Source organism: Streptococcus sp. 4094 (genome assembly GCF_013277125.1).
Classification (GTDB): Bacteria; Bacillota; Bacilli; order Lactobacillales; family Streptococcaceae; genus Streptococcus.
In genome coordinates this window covers 13,654-28,922 of sequence record NZ_VMMI01000016.1, presented here as the reverse complement: position 1 = coordinate 28,922, position 15,269 = coordinate 13,654, and the positions used below count along the sequence as shown (strand labels likewise).

The 15,269-nt window shown below is 38.8% G+C and carries 9 protein-coding genes; 8 read left to right on the top strand and 1 reads right to left on the bottom strand.

Features of this window, described 5'->3' with window-relative positions:
* Nucleotides 1–80: 80 nt before the first annotated feature.
* Both HT721_RS05035 and yaaA read left to right on the top strand, forming a co-directional pair.
* Nucleotides 81–245 (top strand): YczI family protein, encoded by a 165-nt coding sequence (locus HT721_RS05035; RefSeq protein ID WP_000508271.1) that lies wholly within the window; start codon nucleotides 81–83, stop codon nucleotides 243–245.
* Between the two features lie 150 nt (nucleotides 246–395).
* Complete coding sequence (gene yaaA, locus HT721_RS05030; RefSeq protein WP_173229187.1) at nucleotides 396–1,124, top strand: peroxide stress protein YaaA; 729 nt, start codon at nucleotides 396–398, stop codon at nucleotides 1,122–1,124.
* A 123-nt stretch (nucleotides 1,125–1,247) separates the two neighbouring features.
* On the opposite strand, the gene HT721_RS05025 is transcribed toward yaaA, so the two are convergent.
* Entirely contained in the window at nucleotides 1,248–1,796 is a 549-nt protein-coding gene (locus HT721_RS05025) for an NADPH-dependent FMN reductase (protein WP_173229185.1), read from the bottom strand.
* Between the two features lie 379 nt (nucleotides 1,797–2,175).
* Between HT721_RS05025 and HT721_RS05020 the strand changes: the two genes are divergently transcribed.
* The 6 genes from HT721_RS05020 (at nucleotide 2,176) to HT721_RS04995 (ending at nucleotide 15,173) form a co-directional block, all read left to right on the top strand.
* Entirely contained in the window at nucleotides 2,176–3,372 is a 1,197-nt protein-coding gene (locus HT721_RS05020) for an MFS transporter (protein ID WP_173229183.1), read from the top strand.
* Between the two features lie 235 nt (nucleotides 3,373–3,607).
* Nucleotides 3,608–4,096 (top strand): DUF5590 domain-containing protein, encoded by a 489-nt coding sequence (locus HT721_RS05015; RefSeq protein ID WP_049512551.1) that lies wholly within the window; start codon nucleotides 3,608–3,610, stop codon nucleotides 4,094–4,096.
* The gene (locus HT721_RS05010) at nucleotides 4,093–5,280 is read left to right on the top strand and encodes a pyridoxal phosphate-dependent aminotransferase (RefSeq protein ID WP_173229181.1); all 1,188 of its coding nucleotides are present in this window, start codon (nucleotides 4,093–4,095) and stop codon (nucleotides 5,278–5,280) included. Before HT721_RS05015 ends, HT721_RS05010 begins: the two co-directional genes overlap by 4 nt.
* Nucleotides 5,273–5,638 (top strand): VOC family protein, encoded by a 366-nt coding sequence (locus tag HT721_RS05005; RefSeq protein ID WP_049512555.1) that lies wholly within the window; start codon nucleotides 5,273–5,275, stop codon nucleotides 5,636–5,638. Before HT721_RS05010 ends, HT721_RS05005 begins: the two co-directional genes overlap by 8 nt.
* 19 nt (nucleotides 5,639–5,657) lie before the next feature.
* Complete coding sequence (gene asnS, locus HT721_RS05000) at nucleotides 5,658–7,001, top strand: asparagine--tRNA ligase (protein ID WP_050105932.1); 1,344 nt, start codon at nucleotides 5,658–5,660, stop codon at nucleotides 6,999–7,001.
* Nucleotides 7,002–7,442: 441 nt separating this feature from the next.
* Nucleotides 7,443–15,173 (top strand): Rib/alpha-like domain-containing protein, encoded by a 7,731-nt coding sequence (locus HT721_RS04995; RefSeq protein WP_173229179.1) that lies wholly within the window; start codon nucleotides 7,443–7,445, stop codon nucleotides 15,171–15,173.
* The last annotated feature ends 96 nt before the right edge of the window (nucleotides 15,174–15,269 follow it).

The window sequence follows — 15,269 nt, the reverse complement described above, 5'->3', positions numbered from 1 at the left end:
ATTTTCATTGAGTATAAAAAGGTTTATTTAAGAAATATATGTTATAATAAAATAAATTAAGACTAATGGAGGACAAAGAAATGGGTTTTTATTTGATGGTTGCTTCAATGCTACTCGGACTGCTCGCTTTGAAGATAGGTTTTTCTCAGTTCAAGGAGAACAAAGATAAATTCTTATCTATCTTAACAAGTTTAGCTGGGCTAGCCCTTGTTCTCGTGGCTGTCTGGTTAGGATGGCCCAAATAAATAGAGAAGCCTCGGTTAAACCGAGGTTTTTCATACTCTTCGAAAATCAAATTCAAACCACGTCAGCTTCACCTTGCCGTANNCTTTGATTTTCATTGAGTATCAGATGAATTTCTTGGTTGTGGCTAAAAAATATGCTACACTATCAATATGAAAATTTTAATCCCAACAGCAAAAGAAATGAACACAGACTTGCCGAGTATCGAGGCAACACCTTTAAAACCAGAAAGTCAGGTCGTGCTTGATGCCTTGGCTCTCTATTCTGCTAGTCAATTGGAGAGTTTCTACAAGGTATCAGCTGAGAAAGCGGCGGAAGAATTTCAAAATATCCAAGCTTTGAAAAGGAAAACTGCTCAACACTACCCAGCCTTGAAACTGTTTGATGGACTTATGTATCGTCATATCAAGCGAGACAAACTGACCGAGGCAGAACAAGCCTATCTTGAAAATCATGTCTTCATTACCTCGGCTTTGTATGGCGTTGTTCCAGCCTTGTCACCTATGGCACCTCACCGTTTGGACTTTTTGATGAAGTTAAAAGTCGCTGGTAAGACTTTGAAGAGCCATTGGAAGGCAGCCTATGATGAAGCTGTGACGCAGGAAGAAGTGATTTTCTCTCTATTGTCATCCGAGTTTGAGACCGTATTTTCTAAGGAAATCAGAGAAAAGATGGTGACCTTCAAATTCATGGAGGACAAGGGTGGTCAGCTGAAGATTCACTCAACCATTTCCAAGAAGGCGCGTGGTGCTTTCCTGACAACCTTGATAGAAAATCAAGTACAAACGGTGGAAGAAGCTCGTCGCTTAATATTTGCAGGATTTAACTACCGAGAAGATTTGTCACAGCAGCAGGAATTGGTTTTTGTAAAGGAAGTATGAAAAAGATATTTTGTATTTGACAATATGTATCATCAGTTATTGTAGTTTATAAATGAGAAAAAAGCGAACAAGCTAGTCTTCTGAGTGTCAGAAAAGTAGCCTTGCTCGCTTTTATTATGTTAGTTACTTGATAGCATTAACCAAGTCTTCTGCTTGTTTTTCAAGTGAGTTTAGGACTGTTTCTTCAAGAACCAATTTTCCGTCTGCCCAAGCAGAGTCATTGACACGTGCAGCAGTGAAATCACCAACGATTTGTGTACGGATAAATGGCAAGAGGTCTTTATAGATAGCGAAAAGTTGATCGTGACCTGCATTGGCTACAGATGATACTGTGACAAACTTGTCTTGAAGGGCAGAAGCGCCGCGTGTATCAGACAAGTCAAGGGCACGAGATAGCCAGTCAAGCAAGTTCTTCACTGTTCCAGGGATAGAGAAGTTGTAGACTGGAGAGAAGATCCAGATAGCATCTGCAGCGAGAACCGCTTCACGAGCAGCAGCTACAGCTGGGTGAGTTGGAACTTCCAAATCTTGGCTGAAGAGAGGAAGGGCTGAGTAATCAAGGTAGCTAACTTCCGCTTTACCAGCAAGTGCTTTCTCAGCTTCGAGGGCCATTTGGTGGTTGAAAGAACCTTGGCGTAGTGATCCGACGATAAATAATACTTTTTTAGACATGATGTGTCTCCTTTTTCTTAAATTTCCGAGAATTCTCTCGTTGTTATAAAATATATTACAACAAAATAAAATGACTTGCAAGAAATTTGCTCAGAGTTTATTTGAAAATTGTAAAATTTCAGAAACTCTAATCACTTGCGACTGGAATGCATTTGATTTTCGAAGAGTATTCTAACATTCTCTTGTAATATGATGACATAAGTGCTAAAATAAACAAGAAAACTCGCAATAGAAACCGCAGAACAGCTATTTTCCGGTATCATTTCAGGAACAATAATGGCATTGAAGAATGCTTCTAAAAAGGGGTGGAGATCATGTAAGGCACAGATTAACAAGTGACGGACAAAAGAAATAATAATACACTTGTTAAGGAGAAAAGATGTTAATAAGAAATTATCGGAAAAATATTGGCCTGATGGCCGGAGTTGAGTTTTTTGCATTTCTAGGGATTACCAGCTTTTGGATTCTCTTTCTCAGTCAAAACGGAATGTCTCTTTGGCAGATTGGACTTCTGGAGAGTATTTTTCATACGACCAGTCTTCTCTGTGAAATTCCATCTGGTATGTTAGCTGATCGCTATTCCTATAAGACCAACCTTTATTTAAGTAGAATAGCAGGGATTCTGTCTTCTATTCTCATGTTGGCTGGGCAGGGAAATTTTTGGATTTATGCACTAGCTATGGCGGTAAGTGCCTTGTCTTATAATTTTGACTCAGGAACAAGCGCGGCAATGGTCTATGACTCGGCTGTAGAGGCTGGACTAAAGGAGCGTTATCTATCCATTTCAAGCTTCCTATCAGGGGTGTCGGAAGGAGCTCAGTCTTTGGGGACAGTTTTGGCAGGATTTTTTGTCCATGGTCAATTGCACCTGACCTACTATATCATGATTGCCACTTCTATCATAGTTCTTTTCCTGATTTGGATGCTGAAAGAACCTAGTGTCAAGCTAGAAAAAGCTGATAGTGTGAGCATGAAACAGATTATTTGGACCGTTAAGGATGAGTTGAAGCGAAATCCCATGCTCTTCAACTGGATGATTTTGTCTCAGATTGTCGGAGTACTCATGTGCATGTTTTACTTTTACTATCAAAATCAGTTACCAGATTTAAGTGGTTGGCAAATTTCATCAGTTATGCTAGTTGGTAGTCTCTTAAATATCGTCGCAGTCTATCTAGCGAGTAAGATTGGAAAGAAATATGCCGCCTTGAAGCTTTTCCCTATCCTCGTCCTGCTGACTGGAGTTACCTACCTGCTGTCCTACTTTGGAACACCTCTAATCTATATTTTGATCTATTTGATTAGTAATGCTCTATATGCTCTTTTTCAGCCGATTTTTGACAATGATTTGCAAGAGCGGCTCCCAAGCGAAGTAAGGGCAACCATGCTGAGTGTCTACTCTATGATGTTTAGCCTGAGTATGATTGTCTTCTTCCCACTGACAGGCTGGTTGATTGACCATTTAGGCTTTGTGGTAACATTTCTTTATCTAGGATCCTTTTTAGTCATGATTAGTCTTCTACTGGCTATCTTTTTAGGAAAAATGGCTAAAAGAATGGATGATAAAGTGATTCCATAGATCAAAAAAATTACGAAAACTTGAGTGTCAAGCTCAGGTTTTTTAATAGGTTGATTTTGGAGCTGTCTTTACTTTTCTTGATCGGTTTTAATCAAGAAAAATCGGTTTGCTTTGAAGGGAGAAATAGAATTGGTTTCTTATACTCAATGAAAANNCTGACGTGGTTTGAAGAGGTTTTCGAAGAGTATTCTTGCATTCACTTGTAATAAAGCTTAATAGATGGTAAAATAGACGAGTGAAAAAAAGACAAAACAAAGCAAAAAATAATCTACTGTGGCAGTATGGTCTAGGGATGACGATTTTGTTTGTGGTTATCAGTGCTTCCTTTCTGTATCTAGTGTTTCTGAGTATGAAACCTTATCAAACAGCTAAAAGTGAAGGAGAAAAATTAGCTCAGCAGTATGCAGGATTAGAGCAGGCTGATCAGGTTGACTTATACAATGGCTTGGAATCCTATTATAGCGTTCTTGGTCGTAATAAAAAACAAGAAGCACTTGCTGTCCTGATTGGAAAAGATGACCATAAGATTTACGTTTATCAGCTAAATCAAGGTGTTTCACAAGAAAAAGCAGAAGCTGTTTCTAAGGAAAAAGGAGCTGGCGAGATTGACAAAATTACCTTTGGTCGTTATCAAGACAAACCAATCTGGGAAGTCAAGTCAGGCTCTGACTTTTATCTAGTAGATTTTGAAACAGGAGCATTGGTCAATAAGGAGGGCCTATGAAACTATCCAACCGTGTTTTAGAAATGGAAGAAAGTGTCACTTTAGCTAGTGATGCGAGAGCAAAAAAATTAAAAGCTCAAGGTAAGGATGTCCTTTTCTTGACCTTGGGACAACCAGATTTTCACACCCCTGAAAATATTCAGGATGCAGCAGTTAAAGCTATTCGAGAAGGACAGGCTTCCTTCTATACAGTAGCTTCAGGTCTACCAGAATTAAAAGCTGCAGTGAATACCTACTTCGAGCGTTACTATGGCTATTCTGTCGCAAGTAATGAGGTTACCTTTGCTACAGGTGCCAAGTTTTCCCTCTATACGTTCTTTATGGCTGTAATCAATCCTTTAGATGAGGTTATTATTCCAACTCCATACTGGGTGAGTTATGGAGACCAGGTCAAGATGGCAGAAGGGATTCCAGTTTTTGTTCAAGCTAAGGAAGACAACCACTTTAAGGTAACTGTAGAGCAGTTAGAAGCAGTTCGCACTGATAAGACCAAGGTTTTGGTTCTCAATTCACCATCTAATCCGACTGGTATGATCTATACTCGTGAAGAATTACTAGCTATCGGAAATTGGGCAGTTGAGCATGACATTCTGATTTTAGCAGATGATATATACGGTCGCCTTGTTTATAATGGAAATGAGTTTGTTCCAATCTCAAGTCTATCAGAAGCAATTCGTAAGCAAACCATTGTCATTAACGGTGTATCAAAAGCTTATGCCATGACAGGTTGGCGGGTAGGTTATGCAGTGGGTGACCCAGAAATCATTGCTGCTATGAGCAAATTGACAGGTCAAACAACTTCTAACCTAACTGCTGTTTCACAATATGCAACTATCGAAGCCCTAACTGGACCGCAAGATTCTGTGGAAGTTATGCGTCAAGCATTTGAAGAACGTCTCAATACCATCTATCCACTCTTGTGTGAAGTCCCTGGTTTTGAAGTTGTCAAACCACAAGGAGCCTTCTATCTCTTTCCAAATGTTAAAAAAGCCATGGAGATGAAAGGTTATAGCGATGTAACAGCATTTACAACGGCTATTCTTGAAGAAGTTGGTCTGGCCTTGATTACAGGAGCAGGATTTGGAGCGCCAGAAAATGTCCGCCTCAGCTATGCGACAGACCTAGACACGCTTAAAGAAGCAGTTAAACGCTTGAAAGCATTTATGGGTAGTGAGAATGATTGATCATTTTGAAATTAAGGTAAAGGATTTACAAATTTCAGAAGGATTTTATAGGAGTTTTCTCGCTCCTTTGGGCTATAAATTGGCTTTTAAGACTAGTTCTCTAATCAGTTTTCTTGCCCCAAACAGCCCTCATCCTGGTGGTGATTTTTGGCTGGCTCAGGGGACACAAGATCCTATTCACTTTGCTTTTTTAGCAGAAAATAAGGAAGAGGTTCAAGCTTGTTATGAGGCTGGCTTAGAGGCAGGTGGGCGAGACAATGGAGCTCCTGGTTATCGCAGTGAGCATCCGATTTACTACGCTGCTTTTGTGATTGACCCAGATGGGAACAATATAGAAGTGGTTTGCCATAAAGAATAAAAAAGAAAAAGGAAAAACAATGACAAAACGTGTAACGATTATTGATGTAAAAGACTATGTTGGTCAAGAAGTGACGATTGGCGCTTGGGTTGCCAACAAATCAGGAAAAGGGAAAATCGCCTTCTTGCAATTGCGTGATGGAACAGCCTTCTTTCAAGGTGTAGCCTTTAAACCAAACTTTGTCGAAAAATTTGGTGAAGAAGTGGGGCTTGAGAAGTTTGATGTCATCAAACGTTTGAGCCAAGAAACGTCTGTTTATGTGACAGGTATTGTCAAAGAAGACGAACGTTCTAAGTTTGGCTATGAGTTGGACATTACAGACATCGAAGTGATCGGTGAATCTCAAGACTACCCAATTACACCAAAAGAACACGGAACAGACTTCTTGATGGACAACCGTCACTTGTGGCTCCGTTCTCGTAAGCAAGTAGCGGTGATGCAAATTCGTAACGCTATCATCTACGCAACTTATGAGTTCTTCGACAAGAACGGCTTCATGAAGTTTGATAGCCCAATTCTTTCAGGAAATGCGGCTGAAGATTCAACAGAACTCTTTGAAACTGACTACTTCGGAACGCCAGCCTACTTGAGCCAGTCAGGTCAGCTTTACTTGGAAGCGGGTGCGATGGCTCTTGGTCGTGTCTTTGACTTTGGTCCAGTATTCCGTGCTGAAAAATCAAAAACACGCCGTCACTTGACTGAGTTTTGGATGATGGACGCAGAGTACTCATACTTGACACACGATGAATCACTTAACTTGCAAGAAGCTTATGTAAAAGCTCTTTTACAAGGTGTTCTTGACCGTGCGCCTCAAGCCTTGGAAACCTTGGAACGTGATACAGAACTCTTGAAACGCTACATTGCAGAGCCCTTCAAACGTATCACTTATGATCAAGCCATTGACCTTTTACAAGAGCATGAAAATGATGAAGATGCTGACTACGAGCATCTTGAGCATGGCGATGACTTTGGTTCACCACACGAAACTTGGATTTCAAACCACTTTGGTGTGCCAACATTTGTCATGAACTATCCAGCAGCCATCAAGGCCTTCTACATGAAACCAGTTCCTGGAAATCCAGAGCGCGTGCTTTGTGCAGACTTGCTTGCCCCAGAAGGCTATGGAGAAATTATCGGTGGGTCTATGCGTGAGGAAGACTACGATGCATTAGTTGCTAAGATGGATGAACTTGGCATGGATCGTACAGAATATGAATTCTACCTTGACCTTCGTAAATACGGTACAGTTCCACACGGAGGATTTGGTATCGGTATCGAGCGTATGGTAACTTTCGCAGCAGGAACAAAACACATCCGTGAAGCTATCCCATTCCCACGTATGTTGCACCGTATCAAACCGTAAGAACAGGAAAACGCCCATGTGGCGTTTTTTTCATAGAAATCTCTGGAAGAGAAAGGAAATATTATCAGGTATAGTGGATTGAAATAAGACAAAAGCGGGTTTTTGCCCAGCCTTTAGTGCTCTTAGAGTTCGAGTCATAGCTAATCTTCTGAAGGTTTTAACAAATAATACTCTTCGAAAATCTCTTCAAACCACGTCAGCGTCGCCTTACCGTACTCAAGTACAGATTGCGGCTAGCTTCCTAGTTTGCTCTTTGACTTTCATTGAGTATAAGACGAAAATTTTAGATTTTTAGTTACGTCATAATGTTTGATTTGTAGATAAAAAAAGAGTATAATAAATTAAGCCCATTTAAAATACGCTACGATATTTTAGGGGGGGGCTTTTTATTTGCCTTCTCAAAACATATTAACAGATAATCATTACAAAAGGAGTGTAGCAATGTTTAATAATAAAGGCGTACATGCTCGTTCACAAGTGGAAAAATTTACACGTTATAGCATTCGTAAGGTTAGTTTTGGGGTAGCTAGTGTAGCTGTAGCTACAGGATTGTTTTTCTTAGGTGGGGGCAACGTTCAAGCTAATTCTCCAGTAGTTCCAGCTAGACCAGAAGTAGGTGCTGAAGGAGGAGTACAGGGAGAGAGTGAATCGCTCTCACTTTCAAAAGTGAATGACAATACACTAGCTAGTGAAAGTTCGACAGACTCAGAAATGGAACCGGCGGCATCAGTTTCAGAGGTGCCAGCAACTGTGGAACCACAACCAGAAACAGCAATTGAAGCGTCAGAAGTTACAAAGGTTGATACAAGCAAATTGGAAGCAGCTATTACTCGTATGGAGACAGCCCTTGGCAAAGCAGGAGTATCTGAAAAGACTGCCGCAACAATCGAAAATGCTAAGGAAGAACTAGCTAAGGCTCAAACCTTCCTATCAAATGAAAAAGCAACACAAGAAGAAGTAGATAAAGCTACGCGAGAATTAAAAAACAAAGCTTTCGTTATTGAAAGTATGCCAAAAGCAGAAAAGAAGAAAGCAAACAATAATCAAGACTCGCGTAATGGACAAGCGATTCCTGGTAATGGGGAAAGTGGGTTTAGAGAGGCTACAGGTGCTCAAGAAACTCCGCTTGCAGATGTAGCAAGAGTATCAGATGCTGAACTGACAAAAGCTAAACAAGAATTACAAGATGAAATTACAAAACTTACGGCTAAAATCTCTACTGAGGAAGCAAAGGGAGAGGGTAAGATAGATAAAGAATTTGTTGAACTTTTGAACACAATTAAGACTAAGTCAGAAACTATTCATAACGTAGAAGTAGCTAGTCTAACAACCGAAAAAGAAAAGCATGCTGTTCTCCAAAAACTAAAAGCTCAAAAAGATACTCTTCTTTATTACCGATTAGGTAAAGTTGATTGGGGTGCACCAATCAATAATAATGCTGTTAGATTTGGGAATAATAATGAAACAGGTGTTTTTGCAAATTTAAAGGAAGGTTTTGGTGAACAGAACTTCTCTAGTGCTATTAGTAAACAAAAAGATAGTGGGGATCAACAATTAGGTCCAGATACTAATAGTCCGAATGTTGGTTCAGCTACATATCATTGGAAGGAACTAGAACTTACCAGAGAACAGGCAGCAGATGGCACCAAGCTAAATGGTTGGAAATTAACAAATAATACAGAAAAGGTGACTCTAGTAAAAGGAGAATCCCCTACCAATATCACCCCTAAACCTAACCAAACCTACACTCCGAAATCTGCTAAGCTATATAGCAATAATGATAAAGTAACAGCCACTGGTGGACAAAATAGACCTAATGCAGGTGGTGGTATGTTATCTGGGTTAATTTCTGCAGAGGACATGAAAAAAGTGGGATTAGGAAGGGTTGATAGAGACTATTACTTAGAGTTAGGGAAGAAAGGTAATGGAATTTATCGAGATGTGGATGTTAACCCTAACTCTCTGCTCTTTGTGAATGTTTTACATAATGGAGCTTATGGACCACTTGCTCTACCATCAGAAGGAGAAAATGTTAAATTAACAATAGTAGATGCTTATACTGGTCAAAAACTAACGGAATTGAAGCGTAAAAGTGGAAATTCACAAACGGAGTTTGAGCAAAATCCTGGCAGTGTCGGAAATGGTTGGCGAAATTTACTTCGTGCTGTCCATATCCCAGAGGGAACCACAAAAGTTCGTGTGATTGTTGAAGCAGGAAGTCCAGGACAAACCAACAAAACACTTGGCAATAACCCTATCGAAGATGGTTATATCATTGGAGGTATCGGGATTGCTACAGGTCCAGCCGTTAATATTTCAACTAATATCACTAGTGAAAAGAAATCTGGGAAATATGGGTTTACCGATGATGCTATATATGGTAAAAAACAAAAAGGAACAATTGATTTAAACATACGAAACTTAGGTGGAGCATCTATCACTGAATTCCAATCAAAATATAAAGTAACGATTAAAGTTCCAAAAGGTGTAGTATTGGGAACTTTAAATACCAATACTGGGAAAACGTTAGATTTAAACCAAGCTAATGGACAGGCTGCTTTTGAATTAAACAATACTTGGACAACTAATTTTAGATTTGATAAAAACAAGTCAGAACTAAGTTTTGAGATAAACTCTAAAAGCAGAGATATTTCAGCTGGAGATAGACGTTCAAAAGACTTTATTGTTAAAATTCCATTTGAAACAACAGCAGATTATGTGGGTAGTTCTACCTTTGAAGTTTCAGGTCAAAATGGATTTCCAGGAGATGATACTTTGGGAAATGTTCTCCATAAATACGGAAATAATGATTCCAATTTTTATGATGTTCCAGAAAATGTCAATGCTCCAAGTCTTAAATATTCAAATGAACCGAACTACAAATATAAAAAGACCTTGTATATCGATTCATTTACTGATGTTGATAAAATCACTGTTCCAGTCGGAACTAGTTTAGATAAGATCAAGGAGCTATCTAAATTAAAAGCGAAAGAAAAGATTGAATCAGAAGAATACAAGAGAAAACTGGATGAAACTAGTGCTACGGCTACTCTAGATGATCAAGGAACGTCTACGGGAGTTGTTACTACTGACGTAGCGAAAGAGAATGCCGGTGTTATAAAAGTGCCAGTAGTTCATAGTCGAGATGGAAAAAATTATAAAAATACTGTAGATATCGAAGTAAACGTTGTAAAATCAACTACAGATAAGTTAGTAGTATTTGAAGGTGATAAGATTACAAATGAAGAGGTTAAATCTTCAGTTAAGCCTGCTACTATTGACAATAATCTAGGGGTAGTAAATAATCCTAACGAAGCAGATGTGATTAATACAACAGGAAAAGCTGGGGAAGCAGGACTTAAGATTCCTACAACTGTCACACATGAAATAAATGGTACAAACATTAATGAAACTGTTGAAGTTCCAGTAACTGTCTTACCAAAAGCAACTGGTGAAGTAGAAGTACACAAAGGAGCCTCAGTAGATAAAGTAAAAGAAGTTGCTAAAACAAAAGCGACAGCATTAGTAGAAGCAGCAGACTTCAAAGGGAAATTACCAGCAGGAGCAACAGTAACAGTTGGGGATATAACAGAAGAAGTAGCAGCAACTCTAACAAATGAAAAAGGTACAAACAAAGGTGTTGTAAATGTACCAGCTACTTATACAGTAGATGGTACAGAATACCCTACAACAGTACCAGTAACGATTAACGTATTAGGTTCAGAAATAAAACCAGTCTACACTGTAGAAGGAAACAAACCAGATGCAGCCAAGGTAAAAGAAGCGGTAACGCCAGGTACTGGAGGAAAGGTAAATGAACCAAAAGCAACTGACCTACCAGAAACAACAGGTAAAGCAGGAGTAACGGATATAACTGTTCCAACTACAGTAACGTATCCAACAGGAGATGAAACTGTAAATGTCCCTGTAACAGTATTACCAAAACCAGAACCAAAAGGCATTACAGTTTTAAACGGTACACCAAACGAGAAATTAATCGATGCTATTAGAGCAAACGTTAATAAAGCAATTACTGGACTAACAAATGTTCCTGAAGGGGTAGCTCCATTCATAACAGATGACGCTATTGTAACTCCAAAAACTGATAAAAATGGACAACAAACTCCAGTGTCAGTAACTGTTAAATATAGAGATAAGGCTACTGGAAAAGTTATTGATGACATTTCAGTTGACGTCGATGTTCCAATCAATGTAGTTGGTTCAACTCCGACATCTAAAGTTGTATTTGAAGGAGATGAAATTACAACTAAGGATATTACAGATGCTGTTACTCCTGGTGAAAATGGAACGAAGGGTGAGCCTACAGATTTAGCAAAAGATATTACCGCAAACCCAGGTGTGAAAGAAGTAACTGTACCAGTAACTTATACGGATCAAAATGGAGCAACTTTAACAGAACCAGTAATAGTTAAAGTAATAGTTCTTCCAAAACCAACACCGAAAGGTCTAATTGTTGCTAAAGATAGCGACAAGGAAAAAGCAAAAGAAAAAGTTCTTGCTAAGGCGAAAGAAGCTATTGCAGATGGTACATTTAAAGGAAAACTTCCAGCAAATGTTACAAATGTAAGTATTGATGAAAATGTAGAAAATCCAGATTTGTCAGATGATACTGATGTAAATGTTACTGTGAAGTACACTGTTGATGGGGAAGAAAAAACAACCGTTGTTAAAGTTCCAGTAACTGTTGTAGAGGGAGTTCCTCAAATCGTTCCAGTGGATGAAAACAATAAACAACCAAATCCAGAAAACAGTATTGATAAAACGGAATACCCAGAGGGTTCAACATTTGAGTATAAAACTCCTGTAGATACCACAACCCCAGGCGAAAAAGATGTAGTCGTTGTTGCCAAAGATGGAGATGACACACTTGTTGAAGTACCAGCAACTGTACGTGTTGTAGAAAGCTATCCACAATTTGTGCCAGTAGACAAGGATAAAAAACAACCAGCTGTTGAAGGAAGTATTGATCCTAAAGCCTTCCCTAAAGATACAGAGTTTACTTATGAAACTCCTGTAGATACAACAAGGCCAGGCGAAAAAGATGTGGTAGTTGTAGCGAAGATTGGCGATGAAGTTATTGCAAAAGTCCCAGCAAAAGTGATGGTCGTTGAACCTAAGACACAATACGTAGTAGCAGATCCAAGTAAACCGCAACCAGATGCTTCTAAGAGTATTGATCCAGAACAATACCCAGATGGAATAACATTTGAGTACAAGACACCTGTAGACACAACAACGCCGGGCGAAAAAGATGTGGTTGTCGTTGCGAAAGATGGAGATGATACACTTGTTGAAGTTCCAACAAAAGTGAAAGTTGTACAAGGTTACCCACAAATCGTTCCAGTTGATGAAGGTAAAAAACAACCATCACCTGAAGATAGTATTGATACGGATGATTATCCAAAAGATGCAACATTTGAGTACAAAGAAGAAGTAGATACAACTACACCAGGTGATAAGAAAGTTACTGTTGTTGTGAAACAAGGGGATAAGGTATTAGTTGAAGTACCATCTACAGTACGAGTAGTAGAAAGTTATCCTAAATATGTACCAGTAGATCCAGCTAAGAAACAGCCAGATCCAAAAGAAAACATTAATCCAAATGATTTCCCAACTGGAACAATATTTGAATATAAAGATAATACTCCGGTAGATACAACAACACCAGGTGAGAAACCTGTAACGGTAGTAGCTAAGTTGAATGGACAACCAATTACAGAAATTCCAGCGACAATTGTAGTAGTAGAATCTAAGACACAATATGTCCCTATAAATGCTGAAAATGATAAGAAACCAAAACCACAAGATAGCATTACACCGGATGATTATCCAGAAGAATCAACATTTGAATACAAGACTCCAGAGGGACAAACAACTCCATATGATGGAACAACACCAGGTGAAAAAGATGTTACTGTAGTCGTGAAAGATTCAGATGGAGATACAATTGTAGAAGTACCTGCGAAGATTAAAGTCGTTCAAGGTAAAGAACAATTAATTCCAGTAAATGCTGAAGATAAAGATAAACCTAAAGCTGAAGATAGTATCACACCAAGTGACTATCCAGAAGGGTCAACGTTTGAATACAAAGTTCCAGAAGGACAAACAACTCCATATGATGGAACAACTCCAGGGGATAAACCAGTTACAGTTGTAGTAAAAGATAAAAATGGTAATGTATTAGTAGAAGTTCCAGCAACCATTAAAGTAGTGGAAGATAAACCAAAACCAATCGAAACCCCAGTGACGAATACACCTTTAACAAAAGATGATATTTCTAAATATGTTAAAGTTCCTGCAGAAGGCAAGGTAACGAATGTTGAGAACATTCCAGACTTAACAACGCCAGGTAAGAAAGATCCAGTTAAAGTAACGGTAGAATTACCAAATGGGAAAGTAATTACAGTGGAAGTCCCAGTGAACGTAACACCAGTGAAGGAAATTGAAACTCCGGTTACGAAGACTCCATTAACACCAGAGGATTACACTAAGAGAATCACGATTCCAGAAGGTGGCAAGGTAACGAAGGTAGAAAACATTCCAGACTTAACAACACCAGGTAAGAAAGATCCAGTGAAAGTAACTGTGGAATTACCGAATGGAAAAGTAATAACAGTAGAAGTTCCAGTAAATGTAACACCAATTACACCAATTGAAACACCAGTTACAAAAGATAAATTGACTCCAGAGGATGTATTAAAACAAATTAAAGTACCAGACGGAGCAACAGTTAAGGTAGGAGATCTTCCAGACTTAACAACACCAGGTAAGAAAGATCCAGTAAAAGTAACGATTACATTACCAAATGACAAAATAGTTACTGTAGAAGTACCAGTGAATGTGACACCTATTGAAGATATTGTTAAAAAACAAGGTGATCCAATTACTGCTGAGGATGTTGAAAAACACATTCCAAAAGGAGTAAAAGTTATCTCAATTGGAGATAAACCTACAACAGATGTTCCAGGTGAAAGACCAAGTATTCCAGTTGTAGTTGAATTGCCAAATGGAATTCGAGTAACGATGAATATCCCAGTAATCGTAACGCCGAAAGTAACACCTGTAGTAGTTTCAGTAGGAACGCCTGTAACGTCAGAAGATGTTAAGAAACATATCGAATTGCCAAAAGGATGGACTGTAACAAAAGTGGGCGAAATTCCAACGACTACAACACCAGGAACAAAACCAGTTGTTTCAGTGGAAATTGAATTACCAGATGGACGTAAGATTACAGTCGACGTACCGGTAATCGTAACACCAACTGTAAGACAAATTGTTGTACCACAAGGAACTCCAATCACACCAGATGATGTAAAAGGTCATATTGATTTACCAAAAGAGCCAGGATGGGAAATTGTAGAAGTAGGAGAAATCCCAACAACAATTCCAGCTGGAGTAAAACCAAGCGTTAAAGTGAAAATCAAAGTTCCAACTGGTGAGATAATTGAAGTAGATGTACCAGTAATCGTAACACCGAAAGTAACACCTATTGTAGTAGAAGTGGGAACACCAATTACTGAAGAAGATGTTAAGAAGAAAGTAGATCTACCAGAAGGTTGGGAAATTGTAGAAGTAGGAGAAATTCCAACAACTGAAACACCTGGAGTAAAACCAGTGGTTAAAGTGAAAGTAAAATTACCGGATGGTCGTATTATTACAGTCGACGTACCAGTAACAGTAACACCTAAATCACAAAATGGTGGAGGAGTCATTGCTCAAAATGGTGATTCAACAGTTCAAATTGTAACGGAATACCTAGATGAAAATGGTAACCGAATTACTTCAGATAAAGAAGGAAAACACAATCCGATAGAGTTGGAAGGATATGAATATAGTCATTCGACAACGGATGCTAAAGGAAATACCTTACATCACTATAAGAAAGTGACAAATCCAATCGATCAAGAACAACCAGTAGCTCCAGTGCAACCGGAACAACCAACAACTCCAAGCCAACCTGCTGTTCCAACACCAGCTGAACCATCAGTAGCAACTGATTCAGCTACCCAACCAGCAACACCTAAATACGTTGATGGTCAAAAAGAATTGCCTAACACAGGTACAGAAGCTAACGCTAGCCTCGCAGCGCTTGGACTTCTTGGAGCCCTAGGTGGATTTGGACTTCTTGCTCGCAAGAAAAAAGAAGACTAAAAACTCATAGTTTTTGAGAAGATGATTCGTCATCTTCTTTTTTTATTTTAGTGTTTTTACTTGCGTAAAAAAATTTTTTCTAGTATAATAGTTTAT